The sequence below is a fragment of the Caulobacter zeae genome (genome assembly GCF_002858925.1).
Classification (GTDB): Bacteria; Pseudomonadota; Alphaproteobacteria; order Caulobacterales; family Caulobacteraceae; genus Caulobacter; species Caulobacter zeae.
In genome coordinates this window covers 39,189-55,780 of the sequence record NZ_PJRS01000017.1, presented here as the reverse complement: position 1 = coordinate 55,780, position 16,592 = coordinate 39,189, and the positions used below count along the sequence as shown (strand labels likewise).

Below are 16,592 nucleotides of genomic sequence, written 5' to 3'. Positions count from 1 at the left end.
CCCGAACTTACCTTTAGGAGACTACCGTGCCCAATCTCGCTCACGGCATCGAGGCCAAGGACGTCAAGGCCAAGATCGCCCTTCTGATCAGCAACCTCGTCGACATCACCGACGAGACGGGCGAGTTCCTGCTGCGCCTCGACGACGGCCGCGTCATCGACACCAAGGGCTGGAACGACTGGGAATGGACCCACGGCGTGGGCCTCTACGGCCTGTGGAAGCAGTACGAGATGTACGGCGACGAGCGCGCCTTCGACATCATGACCAAGTGGTTCGCCGACCGCTTCGAGGCCGGCACGCCGACCAAGAACATCAACACGGTCTCGCCGTTCCTGACCCTGGCCTACCTGTACGAGGCCACCGGCGACCACACCTACATCCCCTACCTCGAGACCTGGGCCGACTACGTCATGTACGAGGGTCCGCGCACCGAGGAAGGCGGCTTCCAGCACATCGTCTTCAACAGCGAGAACCCGCAGCAGCTGTGGGACGACACGCTGATGATGAGCGTGCTCCCGCTGGCCAAGATCGGCCTGCTGCTCGACCGCCCCGACTTCGTCGAGGAGGCCAAGCGCCAGTTCATGGTCCACATCAAGTACCTAGCCGACCGCAAGACCGGCCTGTGGTTCCACGGCTGGACCTTCGAGGGTCGTCACAACTTCGCCGACGCCCTGTGGGCCCGCGGGAACTGCTGGGTGACGATCGCCATCCCGGAATTCATCGAGCTGCTCGACCTGAAGCCGGGCGACGGCCTGCGCGCCTTCCTGATCGACGCCCTGGAGGCCCAGATCAAGGCCCTGACCAAGTTCCAGGACCAGGAGTCGGGCCTGTGGCACACGATCATCAACGACAAGACCTCGTACCTTGAAGCCTCGGCCACGGCCGGCTTCGCCTACGGCGTCCTGAAGGCCGTCCGCAAGCGCTACATCGGCAAGGAGTACGAAGCCGTCGCCATCCGCGCCATCAAGGGCGTGCTGGCCAACATCGACGACGCCGGCGAACTGCAGCAGGTCTCGTTCGGCACCCCGGTGTTCGACACGATCCAGGGCTACAAGGACATCCCGCTGACCTCGATGCCGTACGGCCAGTCGCTGGCCATGCTGGCCCTCGGCGAATTCCAGCGCGCCTTCATCTAAGCCGCTGACTTCGACCTAATCCGGTCCGGCCCAGCGCCGGACCGGACTTGGGGGCGACAAGACCCCCTCCTCTTGGGAATGAAACGAACATGGCCACGCCAGACGCCCGCAAACCGTCCTGGATCAACTATTGGGGCTGGGGCTCCGGCGACATGCTGGGGGCCGGCGCGCAAGCCGTGATCACCGGCTGGCTGGCCTATTTCTTCATCACCTTCTGCGGACTGTCGCCGGTCGAGACCGGCCTGATCCTGGGCCTGCCGCGCCTGCTGGAAGCGATCACCTGCCCGCTGATCGGCTACATCTCCGACAACCTGCGTCACACCTGGATCGGCCGTAAGGTCGGGCGGCGGAAGATCTTCCTGCTGCTGACCATCCCGCTGCTGCCCAGCTTCGCCCTGATCTTCGTCTCGGGCCAGACCTTCACCTACTACCTGGTGACCTTCATCTTCTTCGAGTTCGTCTACACGATGTTCCTGATCCCGTGGGAAACCCTCGCGGCGGAAATGACGAAGGATTACAAGGAGAAGGCCAAGTTCGCGGGCGCCCGCATGCTGATCGCCCAAAGCTCGGCGATCCTGGCCTCGTACCTGCCCACGCTGATCATCAACAACTTCGGCGGCAAGGACAGCTCCAACACCTTCCTGATCATGGCGGCCATCTTCGGCGGCCTGTTCAGCCTGGTCGTCGTGCTGGTGGTGCTGTTCACCTGGGAACGCCCCTACACCGAGGACGAAAAGCTGATCCAGCCCGAGGCCATGGACTGGGGCAAGGCGGCGCTGATCCCGGTCAACATGTTCCGCGACCTGTTCTCGACCCTGAAGCTGAAGGCGTTCCGCCAGCACCTGTCGCTGTATCTGGGCGGCTATATCAGCCAGGACATCTTCAACACCGCCTTCCCGCTGTTCGTGGCCACGGTGATGGTCGGCTCGACCCTGGTGATCTCCCAGGCGATGACGATGATGTACTTCGCCCAGCTGATCTCGGTGATGATCGCCATCCGCGTGATCATCAAGACCGGCCCGACGGCGGCCTACCGCATGGCCATCAGCTTCGTCGCCGCGGCCCTGCTGCTGTTCCTGGGCTTCTACCTGGTCAAGCCGGCCGGCTTCGCCGCGGGCGTCGAGGGCCTGCATGGCAACATCTTCAACGCCGCCGGTTCGGGCTTCAACCCCACGGTCCTGCTGTGGCTGTTTCTGCCGATCATCCTGGCGGGCCTGGGCCGCGGGACGCTGAACTTCGTGCCCTGGGGCGTCTACAACTACCTGCCCGACGTCGACGAGGCCGTCACCGGCCAGCGCCGTGAGGGCATCTTCGCCGGCGTCATGACCTTCGTGCGCAAGATCGCCCAGTCGGGCGCCATCCTGCTCACCACCACCCTTTTGGGCCTGGGCGGCTTCGTCTCGGGCGGCAAGGGCCAGGTGGTCCAGCAGACGCCCCAAGCGATCCACACCCTGGTGCTGATCATGGTCGGCGGCCCGATCCTGGTGATGGTCACCGGCATGATCATCTCGTGGAAGTTCCGCCTCAACGCCAAGACCCACGAAGTCCTGGTCCACGAGGTCGAACGCCTGCGCGCCGGCGCCACCGAGGCAGAAACGCCCGAGTCCAAGGCCATCGTCGAGGACCTAACCGGCTGGAAGTACGAACGCCTCTGGGGCCGCGGCGAAAAGGCCAAGCCCCCGGTCGGCAGCGACCAGATCCCGGACATCAACTGACTACAAAACTAGAGCCCTTCCCCCTCGATGGGGGAAGGGTTGGGATGGGGGTGGAACCACGCGTTCCGCCCCCATTTTCGTTTCAGGACTGACAGCCGTAGTCCCCCCCTCCCCGGCCCTTCCCCCATCAAGGGGGAAAGGCGGCGTGAAGATCCTCCCCCTCTGGGGGAGGTGGCCCAGAGGGCCGGAGGGGGGACGTTCTCAGCTTTCGAGGCGTCGGCGGGTTTCGAAGGTCGCTTCCCCCACCGATCGCTTCGCGATCACCTCCCCCACAGGGGGAGGTTCCCGAACGTTCAGGCCGCCTCCGCCTGCCCCCACCGCGCCACCATCTCCAGCAGCCGGCCCGGATTGATCGGCTTGCCCAGGTGGTCGTCCATGCCGGCGGCCATGCAGGTGGCCACCTGTTCGGGCAGGACGTTGGCGGTCATGGCCACGATCGGGGTGCGGATCCCCATAGGCTCCAGGGCGCGGATGCGGCGGGTGGCGGTCAGGCCGTCCATCACCGGCATCTGCACGTCCATCAGAACGAGGTCGTAGGCCTTGCCGGACTTGAAGGCGTCGACCGCCGCCACGCCGTCCACGGCCATGTCGACCTCGACCTCGAACGGCGCCAGCAGCGCCCCGATCAGTTCGCGGTTGGCGGCGTTGTCCTCGACCAGCAGCAGCCGCACCGGCCGCTCCAGCGGCGCCGGCTGGGGCGCGGCGGGCAGGTCGTTGGCCACGCTCTCGGTGACCGGCAACTCGACCTCGAACCAGAAGGTCGAGCCACGGCCCTGGGCGCTCTCGACGCCGATGCGCCCGCCCATGGCCTCGATGATCCGCTTGCAGATCGCCAGCCCCAGGCCCGTACCGCCGAACCGACGGGCGACCCCGGCGTCGGCCTGGATGAAGCGCTCGAACACCGCCTCGTGCATGTCGTCAGGCAGGCCGATGCCGCTGTCGCGCACCGCCATCCTCAAGCGCTGGCCCACGGCCGTCGCGGTCTGCTCGACGCTGATGACGATCTGTCCCTCGCTGGTGAACTTCACCGCGTTCGACAGGAAATTCAGCATCACCTGGCTGAGCCTTGCTGCGTCGCCCAGCAGCGGCGTGAGGCCCGAACCGAACTCGATCAGCACCGGCAGGCCCTTGACCTGGGCCTGGCTCTCGATCAGGGCCGCGGCCGAACGGGCGATGTCGCAGGGCTTGAACGGCTCGGCGTCCAGCTCCAGCCCCGCCTCCAGGCGCGAGAAGTCCAGCACGTCGTTGATGACGCCCAGCAGCGTGTTGCTGGCCTCGTGGATCAGCCGCACCTGCCGCGCGTCGGTCTCGTCCAGGGCCGACGACTGCCGAAGCAGGCCCGAGAAGCCGATGATCGCCGTCAGCGGCGTGCGCAGTTCGTGGGTCATGTTGGCCAGGAAGTCGGCCTTGGCCGCGGCGGCCGCCTGGGCCTCCTGCGCCGCCCGGGCCAGTTCCTCGGCCAGGCGCTTGCGCTCGGTGATCTCGCGGCTGGTGGCGATGAAGCCGCCGCCCTCGTCCTTGGGCACCAGCGAATAGGTGCTCTCGATCCAGATCATCTGGCCGTCCTTGCGGCGGAACCGGTACTCCAGCGTGCTGCTGTCGCTGGGGGTCTGCAGCGAGCGGATGGCCGCCAGCGCCTTGGCGCCGTCCTCCTCGCTGACGCCTTGCAGGTTGGGCGCGACCAGGAACTCGGCGGGGGTGTAGCCCGTCAGCCGCTCGATGGCGGGCGAATTGTAGCGGCGCCGGCCGTCCGGCCACCACATCAACAGGGCGTCGGTCAGGTTGTTGGCCAGGATGCGGTACAGCGACTCGTGCTCTCGCAGGCGCGACAGGGTCTGCTCGGCCTCGCGACGCCGGCGTTCGGCCTCCTCGGCCGTCTGGCGCTGGACCTTCAGGCTCTGCGAGAGATCGAGCTTTGCGGCCTTCAGCTTCAGCCGTTGGCTATGCAGGACATAGAACAGCGGCCCGCCCACGATGACGACGATGACCATCGTCATCCACGGGGTGAAGACCTCGGCCCGCTTCAGGATCAGGATGTTGACGCAGTAGTCCGTCGTCACGGCCATCAGCGCGGCCAGCACGACAGTCGCAACGGTTCTCAGGAACGTGGCTAGAAACATGGCCCCAGGGTCGACGTCACGCCGGATCGAAACGGCTCGATCCCGCCCCTTGTCGCTCATCTATGAGGCGAAGGTGCTAAAATCGACGCGTCGCGCGCGGTTTAATCGCGCCTCGCGACGCTAAGCCGCACCGTGCGGACGCGAAGCCAGCGCTTCGGGCGCGACCGGCCGGCCGTCGACCCGCACGGGCGAGCGGGCGTCGGCGTTGCCGTCCAGCGACAGCCCCGTCACCTCCAGCCCCCGCACGTGCCGCGCCCACAGGCCCCAGGCCGGGGGATCGCCGAACATCCGCGGCTCGGGATAGGCGTCTTCCAGCTCCGGCGGCTCGACGCCCGCCTCTTCCGCCCCGCCCAGGAACGACAGGGCCAGGTTCTCCAGCCGCACGTCCTCGATCGGATGATCGGGCAGGCCCGCCAGGATCACCGGCAGGTCGGCGAAGGCGCCCTCGCCGTCCAGGTTGCTCACGCTCACCCGGCGCAGCGCGCCCGGCCGCGCGCCCTCGGGCCCGCGCAGCCGCGCGCCCAGGCGCAGGAACAGCGGCGAACTGGTCATCTCGACCAGCCGCACGTTCCTGATCTCGACGTCCTCGATGGTCCCGCCGTCGACGGTCTCCAGGGCGAGGCCCCGCGAGCGCTCCAGCACGCAGTCGGCGATGCGGATCCGGCGGAAGTCGCCGTTGCTCTCGGTGCCGATCTTGATGCGGCCGGTCACCCGGTCCTGGTCGGGCGACAGCCGCTGCTCGCGGCCCAGGCTCCCGTCCAGCACCGTGCCCGGATCGAAGCCCGAGACGTGGCAGCCGACGATCTCGACGTCCTGCGTCGGCAGCGCCTCGCCCAGGGCCATAGAGGCCTTCAGCACGATGGCGTCGTCGTTGGGCGTGTTGACCCGGCAGCCGCTGATCCGCACGCGCGTGCAGCCGTCGATGTCCAGCCCGTCGCGGTTGGTGTCGACCAGCAGGTTCTCGATCACCAGGTCCTCGCAGCCGGTGGCCAGCACCGCGAAGTGCCCGCCCCTGACCAGCGTGAAGCCCGACAGTCGAACCTTGCGGCAGCGCTTCAGCCCGATCGCCTTGTTGCCCTGACCGATCATCGCCGCCCGCTCGGGCACGAGCTCGGCCATCGCCTCGGCGGAAAGGCCCACCATGCTCAGCGGAAACTCGCCCGCCTGCTTGCGCCAGCGCGAGCCCGGCCCCTCGCGGGTCAGGCCTTCGCCGTCGATGCGGCCGGGGCCCTCGATGGCCACGTCCTCCAGGTCCGCGCCCCAGATCAGGCTGTTGCGCCAGTGGCTGTGACCGAAGTCCTGGTAGAGGTCGTGCGGGTTGTCCTCCGGCGGATCGTAGGCGCCGCCGTGCCGGGCCGGATCGGCGGCGAGCAGCACGCAGCCGTCTTCCAGCTTCAGCGTCACGCCGCTGGCCAGTCGGATGGAGAAGCAGAGATACCGTCCCGCCGGCAGCCGCACGGTCCCGCCGCCGGCCGCACGGGCGGCCTGGATGGCCGCGTTGATCGCGTCGCTATCCAGCGCCTCGCCGTCGCCCCTGGCGCCGAACCCCGTGACGTCGAAGATCACGTGTAGAGGCCGTGGCGGCGCAGGAACGGCGGCAAAAGCTGCGGCCAGCCCATGTCCATGCCCTGCGGACCGGTTACGCCGAAGCCGTGGCCGCCCTTCTCGAACATGTGCAGCTCGCTGGGCACGCCGGCCGCGCGCAGGGCCGAGTAGAGAAGCAAGCTGTTGTCGGCCGGCACCACCTTGTCGTCGGCGGCGGTGGCGATGAAGGTCGGCGGCGTGTCGGCCGGCACGTCCAGCTCCAGCGAGGCGGCCTTGCGGCGCGCTTCGGAGGCGTCGCCCGCCAGCAGTTCCTTCATCGAGGCGCCATGCGCGAACGGCGCCTGCATGGTCACCACCGGATAAAACAGCCCCGCTACCGACGGCCGGGTCGAAAGCTGGTCGATGGCGTCGATCGGCGCGTAGGTCTCGCGCTTGAACTGGGTCGACAGACGGCCCGCGAGGTGTCCGCCGGCCGAGAAGCCCATCACGCCGACGCGCGCCGGATCCAGGCCCAGCTCGGCGGCCCGCGAGCGGATGATGCGGATGGCCCGCTGGGCGTCCTGCAAGGCCACGTCCGGTCCCGCCGCCCAGCCGTCGGCCGGCAGGCGGTAGGTCATGACGAAGGCGGTCACGCCCTGGTCGGCGATCCACCTGTCGATGGCCCCGCCCGCCTTGCTGACCGCCACGCGCTTGTAGCCGCCGCCGGGGATCATCAGGATCGCCGCGCCGTTGGGCTTTGCCGGCCGGCGCATCATCAGCACCGGGTCGGTGATGTTGAGGAAGGCCGTGTCGTTGGGATCGCCGCCCGGGGTGCGCAGGATCACCTGTTCCTTGACGGTGACCTTCTCGCCGCCCGGGGCCTTGCCCGGCCAGATCGGCTGGATCTCCAGCGTCGGCTTGGGGGCCGGGGCCGAGGTCTGGGGCGTGGTCTGCGCCAGAGCGGGGCTGGCGGCGGTCGCGCCGGCCAGGGCCAGCAGGGAGCGACGGTCGATCATCGGAAAACCTCGCGAGAAGTCAGTTGCCGCGCAGGGCCGCATTGCTGCGGGCCGCGCTGGGAGCCATGACGAAGCTGTCGGGCGGCGTAGGTCTGGCCGGATCGAACGACCCGACGTCGGCGGCAAGATGGCGCGCCAGCTCGGGCACGCCGGCCTTGATCCCCTCCACGATGCAGCGCGCCAGCTCGTAGGCGCCGTAGTTGTCGTGGTGGGTGATGTCCTTGCCGCCGTCGGCGAAGGCCTTCGGAGACTGCGCCGGGCCCAGGGCCTCGTAGAACACCTTGCTCATGGCCGCCAGGTCGATGACCGGCACACCCAGCTCAGCCCCCACCGCCAGCACCGCGGCCGGATAATCGCCGTGGGTGTTGATGATCCTGCCCTCGCCGTCGAACCGACGGCGATGCATCGAGGTCGCCAGCACCGGCGTGGCCTTGCGCCGCCGGAACTCGCCGACATAGGCCCTCAGGTAGTCGCGATAGGTGCTGTCGGCGGCCACATAGGTCTGGGGCCAGTTTTCCTTCTGGTCGTTGTGGCCGAACTGGATCAGCGCGAAGTCGCCGGCCCGCGTCTGGCTCAGCACCTTGTCCAGCCGGTGCTCCATCAGGAACGACTTCATGGTCTCGCCGGACTCGGCGTGGCTGGCCACCGACACCGTCGGGGCGAAGAACCTGGGCAGCATCTGGCCCCAGCCGGCGGCCGGCTCGAACGGTTGGTCGGTGACCGTGGAGTCGCCCAGCAGGAAGACGCGCGGCACGCTGGCGGCCTCGACCGTCATGCGCGCCACCTTCGGCGCGGGACCGCAGAACTCGACGGTCAGCCTGTCATCCCAGTTGGGCGTGCCCTTCTCGCGCGGATTGAGGATCACGCCGGTCCCGCCCGGAGCGTTCTTGGGCGGCGGCGGCAGCGAGGCGTCGCGGGTGTTGACCACGAACGTCACCTCGCGGCGCTCCTTGGCCTTGGTGCGGATCTGCTCGGCCATCAGCCGGCGGGACTCGGCCTTGACGGTCAGGTCGGCGCCACCTTCGACCTCGAGCGTCACACGCCAGTCGCCCTCGGGCACGGCGACGGAAAACGACCGCCCCTCGCCTGGCTCGAAGCCATAGCCGCTGGCGGCGTCATACAGGCGATCGGCGGCGACGGGCGTGAAGCCCTCGCGCGGCTTGGCGGTGAAGTCGAACCTGCGGGCCGTCATCTGCGCCTCCAGCGCCGTGGCGGCGGTCGCGGGGGCCAGCAGCAAGCCGGCCAGAACACTGCGTCGCGCAAGCTGCATCCCGGATTCGCCTCCCCCTTCGTACCGCGACCCGCGGCCGTCATTCTGCGCCGGACCATCCCGAAGAACGGGCACGGACGCAAGATATTTCACATATCGCCACACTTGCTCATGATGTGGGATTTAATTGCAATCCCATCCACAGCCACGGTCGAAACCCGGCTTGCGACGCAGCCGACGCCCGACTATGGTCCGCGCCGCTTCTCACGGCCTTCCGTGTCGACAGCGGGCCGGTAGCTCAGTGGTAGAGCATTCGACTTTTAATCGAATGGTCCTGGGTTCGAATCCCAGCCGGCCCACCAAACTCTTCTCCGAAAACCTGAACGAAATCAGCCCCGACCTGGATATCCAGCGGGGGCCGGCGTCGCCTGGTTCACCCGCCCGCCCAATCTAGGCCGTAGTCGGCCCGCAACCTCCGCGACCTCTTCGGGGGGCTGTTCGATTCGCACGCGACACGGCGGATGACGACACGGCTTCTCGCGCGTTAGGGTCAAGTCATGCGAAGTCTGCTCCTCCTCGCCGCCGCGCTGCCCCTGCTGGCCGCCTGCGCCACCACGCGCGAGCCCGCTCCCCAGGCCGCTGCATCTCCGGCCGAGGTCGAGAACCCCGACAAGATCCAGACCACCTCCGAGGCCAACAAGGACGGCCTCGGCGGCGCGGTCACCGCCCCGCTGCGCGACGTCAACCTGATGCGCACCAAGATCCCGCCCGTGCTGCTGGAAGCCATGCAGGACCCCTACGCCCGGCCCCAACCCTCCAGCTGCGGCCAGCTGACGGCCCTGGTGAAGCCGCTCGATGCGGCGCTGGGGATCGACCTCGACCAGATCCCGCCGGGCGAGGACGAGGACCTGATGGACCGCGGTCGCAAGGCCGCCGGCGACGCGGCCCTGGGCGCCATGGCCAGCGCCGCGCAGGACCTGATCCCTATGCGCGGCTGGGTGCGCAAGCTGTCGGGCGCCGAGAAGCACGACCGCCTCGTGCAATCGGCCATGGCCGCCGGCGCCGTTCGCCGCGCCTATCTCAAGGGCCTGGGCGAGGCGCGCGGCTGCATGCCGCCGGCCACGCCCCAGCACCGCGGCGAGGCCCAGCCCGAGCCGGAGAACAAGAAGCGCCGCTTCCCGTTCATGGGCGGCAAGGATGCGCCGCCGCCTCCGCCGCCCAAGCCCAAGCCCTCGGTGGTCGGCCCCACCGTCGAGCCGATCCCCGACGTCCACGCCCCGCCGGCCGCGGAAGCCCCGCCCGAAGCCGCCAAGGGCAAGCGCAAGCCCGCCTACCCCATCACCCCTGTACCCGCCGCCCCGCAACCGGCCCAGCCGGCGACGCCGCAAGGCCCGACGAGCGACTGACGCGCCAAGATCCTCCCCCTGAAGGGGAGGTGGCCCAGAGGGCCGGAGGGGGGAGTTCCTGATGAGGTCGAAGCGGTTGCGGAGTCAGCAGCAACTTCCCTCTCAGTCGCTCCGCGACAGCTCCCCCTTCAGGGGGAGCGTCTTTGGTTCTAATGCGAAATGCTCTTCCACACCGCGCTGGCCGCCTCGACGAACGCCTTGGCCGCCGCGCTGTCCGGCGCGGCCAGCACCACCGGCCGCCCGGCGTCGCCCGCTTCGCGGACGCTCATCTCGATCGGCACCTGAGCCAGCACCGGCGTACCCAGCGCCTGGGCCTCGGCCACGCCGCCTCCCGAGCCGAAGATCGGGATCGGCGCGCCGGTCGCCGGGTCGGCGAAGAAGGCCATGTTCTCGACGAGACCCAGGATCGGCGTCGCGGTCTTGGCGAACATCGCCGCCGCCCGACGCGCGTCGATCAGGGCGATCTCCTGCGGCGTGGTGACCAGCACCACCCCGTCGATGCGCAGCTTCTGCACCAGGGTCAGGTGGATGTCGCCGGTGCCCGGCGGCAGGTCGACGACCAGCACATCCAGCGGCTCGGCTTCGCTGCCCCAGGCCACGTCGTGGATCAGCTGGCGCACCGCCGACGAGGCCATCGGGCCGCGCCAGATCATCGCCCTGCCCTCATCGACCATGAAGCCGATCGACATCAGCTTCACGCCATGCGCCTGCATGGGCAGCAGCTTCTTGTCCTCGAAGGTCGGCTCGCCCTCGACGCCCATCATCCGCGGGGCCGAGGGGCCGTAGATGTCGGCGTCCAGCAGACCCACCTTCAGGCCCAGCCCCGCCAGGGCGCAGGCCAGGTTGGTCGAGACCGTCGACTTGCCCACCCCGCCCTTGCCAGAGGCCACGGCGATGACGTGGCGCACGTGAGCGGGCTTTTCCGAGGCCGGCGGCGGACCGACCTGGGCCTGTGGGTCATCGGCCACGCGGGCGCCCTTGCGAACCCGCGTGGTCTCGGCCGGAGCCTGGGCGGTCAGCACCACCTGGGCGCGGGTGATCCCGGGCAGCGCCGCCAGGGCCTTTTCGGCCGCCTCGCGCACCGGGCCATAGCCGCCGACCCGCGCGGCCGGAACCTCCAGGACGAAGCCCGCCTTGCCTTCGCGCACCACCAGGCCCTGCACCAGGCCGGCCTTGACCAGGCCAAGACCGGTGGCCGGATCCTCGATGCGATCCAGGGCCTCGCGGGCGTCTTCAGGAGTGGCGGAAGGGGTCGCGGTCACGTCTTTATCTTGCCTTGTCGTGCGGGGGTCCTCATATCCGCGTACGGGGGGGCTTTTACAACCCCGCCATCCGCAAGAACGAGCGACGGGAAGATAGCGCCGCCCATGCCCTGGAACGACAACGCCGGACCCGGCCCCTGGGGCTCTCCCCCGCCGGGCGACGACAAGAACGACGGTGGGCGGAACAAGTCCGACCCCGGCCGCCGCCCCGCATCCGGCCCGCCTGGCGTTCCGCCGCCTCCGATCGACGTCAGCGAGCTGCTCGAGCGCGTCACCGAGCGCCTGCGCGCCACCTTCGGCGGCCCCGGCCGCGGCAAGGCGATCATGCTGGGCGCCGGCGCCGTGGTCGGCCTGTGGCTGCTGACGGGGACCTATGTCGTCCAGCCTAACCAGCAGGGCGTGGTCACCACCTTCGGCGCCTATAGCCGCACCAGCAATCCTGGCCTGCGCTATCACCTGCCCTGGCCGTTCGAGGCCGTGCAGCGCGTGCCCGTCACCTCGATCCAGACCCTCGACATCGGCGGCGTGCCCGGCGCCGAGGTCCCGGCCGAGCGCCTGATGCTGACCGGCGACGAGAACATCGTCGACCTGTCGTTCACGGTGCAGTGGCGCGTGTCTGACGCCGGCAAGTACGTGTTCAACGTCCGCGAGCCGAACGTCGTGCTCAAGGACGTGGCCGAAAGCGCCATGCGCGAGGTGGTCGGCAAGACCGCCCTCACCCCGATCCTCACCAACGGCCGTGGCGAGGTCGAGGCCCAGACCCGCATCCTGATGCAGCGGGTGCTCGATCGCTACGACATCGGCGTCCATATCGAGGGCGTCCGCATCCAGGTGGCCAACGCCCCCGAGCCGGTCGTCGACGCCTTCCGCGACGTGCAGCGCGCGGCCCAGAACGCCCAGTCGGCCGCCAACGTCGCCCGCGGCGAGGCCGCCCAGGTGATCCAGCAGGCCAAGGGCTATCGCGAGCAGGTGGTGCGCGAGGCCTCGGGCGACGCGGCCCGCTTCAACCAGGTCTACGACCAGTACAAGCTGGCCCCGGCCGTGACGCGCGAGCGCCTCTATATCGAGACCATGCAGCGCGTGCTGGCCAACTCCAACAAGGTCATCGTCGACAACAAGGGCGCCAACGCCCCGGTGATCCTGCCGTCGGACACCTTCCGCGCCAGGCCCGTCGCGCCGGCCGCCTCCGCCCCTGCCGCCAGCGACGGAGTCGCCCGATGAGCCGCCCCGCCAGCAACACGCCCCTGATCGCCGCCGGCGTCGCCGCGGTCGGCGCGCTGATCCTGGTCAGCACCACGGTCTACAAGGTCGACCAGCGCCAACAGGCCCTGGTGGTGCGCTTCGGCGATCCCGTCGCCGTGGTCACCTCGCCCGGCCTGCACCTGAAGTCGCCGATCGACAACGTGCTGCGCTTCGACAAGCGCAACATCGACCTGTCGGCCAACCAGGAGGAAGTGACCGCCGCCGACCAGCAGAAGCTGGTGGTCGACGCCTTCGTCCGCTACCGGATCTCCGACACCCGCCAGTTCTTCCGGGCGCTGGGCAGCGAGACCGTGGCCCGCGACCGCCTGGACCGCATCGTCAACGCCGCCCTGCGCGAGCAGATCGGCCGCGCCGACTCCGGCGATGTGATCGCCGGCAAGCGCGCGCAGATCATGGCCGCGATCCGCGACGAGGTGGCCCGCCAGGTCAAGGCCTCGAACCTCGGCATCCAGATCATCGACGTGCGCATCAAGCGCGCCGACCTGCCCGAGCCCAACCAGCAGGCCGTCTACGAACGGATGCAGACGGCCCGCAAGCAGGAGGCCGCCGAGCTGCGCGCCATCGGCGAGCAGCAGCGCCGCGAGATCGTCGCCACCGCCTACGAGGAAGCCGAAAAGATCCGAGGCGAGGCCGACGCCCAGCGCGCCCAGCTGTTCGCCTCCAGCTTCGGCCGCGACCCGTCCTTCGCCGCCTTCTACCGCTCGATGCAGGCCTACGAGCAGTCGCTGGGCAAGGGCGACACCACCTTCGTCCTGTCGCCCGACAGCGACTACTTCAAATACTTCCAGAAAGGCCCGGGGGGCTGAGGTCAAAGACCCTCCGCGTGAAGGGGGAGGTGGCCCGAAGGGCCGGAGGGGGAAGTGTCTGACGAGGTCGGTCACCCGTAAGCGCAGTTGCCTCTTCCCCCTCAGTCGCTCCGCGACAGCTCCCCCTTCAGGGAGAGTGTCTTGTTCACCCCGCCCGCTTCAGCAGATCCAGCACCACGTGCAGGCTGTCGGCGATGTGGACGCACTTCTCGTGCATCTCCTCGGTGGGATCGAGGATGTCGGGCACCATGATGGTCATCATCCCCGCCCCGTGCGCCGCGCGGACGCCCGGATGGGAATCTTCCAGCGCCAGGCAGGCCAGCGGATCGACGCCCAGCCGCTGGGCGGCCAGCAGGTAGGGATCCGGATGCGGCTTGTGGCGGATCACGTCGTGGTGGGCGACCACCGCATGGAACCGGGGAAGCAGATCGAAGCGGCCCAGATAGCGCTCCACCGCCGGCAGGCCGTTCGAGGTGGCGATGGCGCGGGGCAGGCCCAGGTGGTCCAGGTGATCGAGGATCTCCTGCACCCCGTCCTTCAGCCGGATCTCGGCCTCGAGCAGCAGCTCGACGTCGGCCCAAAGCCGCTCGAAGAACGGCTTTACGGGAAAGGTCTCGCCATAGAGGTCGCGCAGCATCACCGCGCATTCGGGATTGGTCTTGCCGACCATCGAGGCGTAGGTCGCCGCCGTGACCGGAACCCCGAAAGCCTGGCCGGCGTCGATCATCGCGGCGCGATAGACGGTCTCGGTGTCGAGCAGCAGGCCGTCCATGTCGAAGACCACCGCCTCGACACGGCGGGGGAAGCTCACTGCGCGAACTCCTCGGCGCGATAGCCCTGGAAGTACAGCAGCGCGGTCAGGTCGGCATGGTCGACCTTCGCATGGGCCTGGGCCGCGACGATCGGCTTGGCGCGGTAGGCGACGCCCAGGCCGGCGGCCTCGATCATCGCCAGGTCGTTGGCGCCGTCGCCCACGGCCAGGGCGTCGGCAGGCGTGAGGCCCAGGGCGGCGGTCTCCTCGTTCAGGGCGGCCAGCTTGGCCTCCTTGCCGAGGATCGGATCGCCGACCTCGCCGGTCAGGGCGTCGCCCTGCTCGATCAGGGTGTTGGCGCGGTTCAGGTGGAAGCCGGCGGCCTGCGCCACCCGGCTGGTGAAGAAGGTGAAGCCGCCAGAGACCAGGGCGCAGCGGGCACCATGGGCGGCCATGGTCCGCACCAGCGTCTCGGCGCCGGGGTTGAGCCGCACGCGCTCGTCGAAGCAGGTCTGCAGCGCCGAGGTCGAAAGACCCTTCAGCATGCCGACCCGCTCGCGCAGGGCGCCCTCGAAGGCGAGCTCGCCGCGCATGGCGCGCTCGGTGATCTCGGAGACCTGCGCCTTCACGCCGGCGAAGTCGGCCAACTCGTCCAGGCATTCGACGTTGATGATCGTCGAGTCCATGTCGGCGATCAGCAGGCGCTTCCGACGGTTTTCGACGGGCTGGATGGCGAAGTCGACGGGCTTGTCGCCGATGGCGGCGAGGACCTGGTCGCGGACCAGAGCGGCGTCGCCCTCGAAGGTCACGTCCACAGCGTTCGGGCCGAGCGGAAAGATCTGGCCAAGCGCGAGAGCGGCGGCGAGAGTTTCGGCCTCCGGGCCGACGAGGGTCAGGACGTGCATGGCGGGGCGGCTAAGCCAGTCGCCCCCCGCCGTCAACCCGGATTAGTTCGTGCTGATGCCCGTGCAACGCTGCAACAGCGCCATGGCGGCCCGCTTGCCGGCGGCCTCGTTGCTCTCGCCCGGCTCGGGCTTGACGCTTTCGAACAGGAAACCCAGGCCGTCTTCATAGACCTTGGTCGGCTTGACCCCTTGCTCGGCGCCGTCCTCGAAGGCCTCGTCCATCATCATGCGCCCCTTGGCGCCGAAGGCCTCGAGCATGAACTGGGCGCCGCGCCCATCCTGGCCCTTCTGGGCGAACAGCTGCGGATAGCTGGTCGCCACCTTGCCCAGGATCACCAGCACCGCGCCGCAGCCGGCCTTCTCCCGCGAGGTCAGCTCGGCCGGCGCGGGGGTCGCCTGGGCGGCGGCGGGCGGAGACTTGGCCTTGGCGGTCTCGGTGGTGGCGGCCTGGACGGATCCGGCCGTCAGGAAGGCGACCATCGCGGTCGCGATCATGTATGTACGCTTCATGGACCGTGACGCCCCCCACGCAACCTTCGAAACGCCCTTTGCCCCCGACTCGCGCGTCTGGATGATCGCCGGACCCACCGCCAGCGGCAAGTCGGCCTACGCCCTGGACCTGGCCGAGCGCACGGGCGCCGAGATCGTCAACGCCGACTCGATGCAGATCTACGCCGGCCTGCGGGTGCTGACGGCCGCGCCTTCGCTCGAGGAAGAAGCCCGCGCCCCGCACCACCTGTTCGGCGTCGCCGACGCGGGCGAGGGCTGGTCGGTGGGCCGCTGGCAGGCGGCCGCCGTCAGGATCCTGCACGACATCTCCGCCCGCGGCCGTCCCGCCATCGTGGTCGGCGGCACCGGCCTCTATTTCCGCGCCCTCACCCATGGCCTGGCCGACGTGCCGCCGGTGCCCGAGAGCCAGCGCGAGATCTCCGGCCTGCTCTACGCGGCCCAGGGCGAAGCGGCCTTCCGCGACCTGCTGCGTCCCCTCGATCCCGCCGCCGAGGCCAGGATCGAGAGCGGCGACCGCCAGCGCCTGGTCCGCGCCCATGCCGTCGCCGTGGCCACGGGCCGCGCGCTCTCCGATTGGCAAGCTGACACCCGCCCCGCCTTGCAGCCCGGCGAATGGAGCGGCGTGGTCCTGGATCCGCCCCGCACCGAACTCTACGCCCGCTGCGATGCGCGCTTGAGCGTCATGATCGAGACCGGCGCACTGGAAGAGGTTGCGGCGATGGAGGCGCGAGGCCTGGACCCCGCCCTGCCCGCCCTCAAGGCCGTCGGCTATCGCGAACTGGCCGCCCACCTGCGCGGCGAAACCAGCCTGGACCAGGCCCTCGACGCCGCCCGCCAGGAAACCCGGCGCTACGCCAAGCGCCAGCTCACCTGGTTCCGGAACCAGACGGCGGACTGGACCAGGGCCGCTCCCCGTTGAAGCCTCGCAAGACCCCCGCCGCGACAACCGTTTCCCGCCTTCCAGCCAG

14 protein-coding genes and 1 tRNA gene are annotated in these 16,592 nt (G+C 69.3%); 7 read left to right on the top strand and 8 right to left on the bottom strand.

Features of this window, described 5'->3' with window-relative positions; translation table 11 throughout:
• Positions 1 to 26: 26 nt before the first annotated feature.
• Complete coding sequence (gene bglB, locus SGCZBJ_RS08535; protein ID WP_101717581.1) at positions 27 to 1,136, top strand: beta-galactosidase BglB; 1,110 nt, start codon at positions 27 to 29, stop codon at positions 1,134 to 1,136.
• A gap of 89 nt (positions 1,137 to 1,225) precedes the next feature.
• The gene (locus SGCZBJ_RS08530; RefSeq protein ID WP_101717580.1) at positions 1,226 to 2,851 is read left to right on the top strand and encodes an MFS transporter; all 1,626 of its coding nucleotides are present in this window, start codon (positions 1,226 to 1,228) and stop codon (positions 2,849 to 2,851) included.
• Between the two features lie 293 nt (positions 2,852 to 3,144).
• Here the strand turns inward: SGCZBJ_RS08530 and SGCZBJ_RS08525 are convergent, their stop codons facing one another.
• From SGCZBJ_RS08525 to SGCZBJ_RS08510, 4 genes are all read right to left on the bottom strand, one after another.
• Positions 3,145 to 4,932 (bottom strand): PAS domain-containing hybrid sensor histidine kinase/response regulator, encoded by a 1,788-nt coding sequence (locus tag SGCZBJ_RS08525; protein ID WP_205685345.1) that lies wholly within the window; start codon positions 4,930 to 4,932, stop codon positions 3,145 to 3,147.
• A gap of 159 nt (positions 4,933 to 5,091) precedes the next feature.
• Positions 5,092 to 6,537 carry a rhamnogalacturonidase gene (locus SGCZBJ_RS08520; RefSeq protein ID WP_101717578.1) on the bottom strand — a complete coding sequence of 482 codons (1,446 nt, stop codon included), beginning with the start codon at positions 6,535 to 6,537 and terminating at the stop codon, positions 5,092 to 5,094.
• Positions 6,534 to 7,511, bottom strand: a complete 978-nt coding sequence (locus tag SGCZBJ_RS08515) for an alpha/beta hydrolase (RefSeq protein WP_101717577.1) — start codon at positions 7,509 to 7,511, stop codon at positions 6,534 to 6,536. The genes SGCZBJ_RS08520 and SGCZBJ_RS08515 overlap by 4 nt, the downstream gene beginning before the upstream one ends.
• Positions 7,512 to 7,530: 19 nt before the next feature.
• A complete protein-coding gene (locus SGCZBJ_RS08510; RefSeq protein ID WP_101717576.1) occupies positions 7,531 to 8,781 on the bottom strand; it encodes a rhamnogalacturonan acetylesterase in 1,251 nt (416 codons plus the stop codon).
• Positions 8,782 to 9,008: 227 nt separating this feature from the next.
• On the opposite strand from SGCZBJ_RS08510, the gene SGCZBJ_RS08505 reads away from it, so the two are divergent.
• Both SGCZBJ_RS08505 and SGCZBJ_RS08500 read left to right on the top strand, forming a co-directional pair.
• Positions 9,009 to 9,083, top strand: a tRNA-Lys gene (locus SGCZBJ_RS08505).
• Between the two features lie 195 nt (positions 9,084 to 9,278).
• The gene (locus tag SGCZBJ_RS08500) at positions 9,279 to 10,127 is read left to right on the top strand and encodes a hypothetical protein (protein ID WP_240621454.1); all 849 of its coding nucleotides are present in this window, start codon (positions 9,279 to 9,281) and stop codon (positions 10,125 to 10,127) included.
• A gap of 149 nt (positions 10,128 to 10,276) precedes the next feature.
• Here the strand turns inward: SGCZBJ_RS08500 and SGCZBJ_RS08495 are convergent, their stop codons facing one another.
• Positions 10,277 to 11,389 (bottom strand): Mrp/NBP35 family ATP-binding protein, encoded by a 1,113-nt coding sequence (locus tag SGCZBJ_RS08495; protein ID WP_101717575.1) that lies wholly within the window; start codon positions 11,387 to 11,389, stop codon positions 10,277 to 10,279.
• A 105-nt stretch (positions 11,390 to 11,494) separates the two neighbouring features.
• Between SGCZBJ_RS08495 and hflK the strand changes: the two genes are divergently transcribed.
• On the top strand, positions 11,495 to 12,610 hold the full coding sequence (gene hflK / locus SGCZBJ_RS08490; protein WP_101717574.1) for an FtsH protease activity modulator HflK: 1,116 nt from the start codon (positions 11,495 to 11,497) through the stop codon (positions 12,608 to 12,610).
• Positions 12,607 to 13,458, top strand: a complete 852-nt coding sequence (gene hflC / locus SGCZBJ_RS08485; RefSeq protein WP_101717573.1) for a protease modulator HflC — start codon at positions 12,607 to 12,609, stop codon at positions 13,456 to 13,458. Before hflK ends, hflC begins: the two co-directional genes overlap by 4 nt.
• 145 nt (positions 13,459 to 13,603) lie before the next feature.
• Here the strand turns inward: hflC and SGCZBJ_RS08480 are convergent, their stop codons facing one another.
• The 3 genes from SGCZBJ_RS08480 to SGCZBJ_RS08470 are packed head-to-tail and all read right to left on the bottom strand — an operon-like array spanning position 13,604 to position 15,609.
• Entirely contained in the window at positions 13,604 to 14,269 is a 666-nt protein-coding gene (locus tag SGCZBJ_RS08480) for an HAD family hydrolase (RefSeq protein WP_101717572.1), read from the bottom strand.
• Entirely contained in the window at positions 14,266 to 15,114 is an 849-nt protein-coding gene (gene serB / locus SGCZBJ_RS08475; RefSeq protein ID WP_240621453.1) for a phosphoserine phosphatase SerB, read from the bottom strand. The genes SGCZBJ_RS08480 and serB overlap by 4 nt, the downstream gene beginning before the upstream one ends.
• A gap of 42 nt (positions 15,115 to 15,156) precedes the next feature.
• Positions 15,157 to 15,609 carry a hypothetical protein gene (locus tag SGCZBJ_RS08470; protein WP_101717570.1) on the bottom strand — a complete coding sequence of 151 codons (453 nt, stop codon included), beginning with the start codon at positions 15,607 to 15,609 and terminating at the stop codon, positions 15,157 to 15,159.
• 76 nt (positions 15,610 to 15,685) lie between these two features.
• Between SGCZBJ_RS08470 and miaA the strand changes: the two genes are divergently transcribed.
• Positions 15,686 to 16,543, top strand: coding sequence for a tRNA (adenosine(37)-N6)-dimethylallyltransferase MiaA (gene miaA / locus SGCZBJ_RS08465; RefSeq protein ID WP_420808153.1), 858 nt, complete (start codon positions 15,686 to 15,688; stop codon positions 16,541 to 16,543).
• The last annotated feature ends 49 nt before the right edge of the window (positions 16,544 to 16,592 follow it).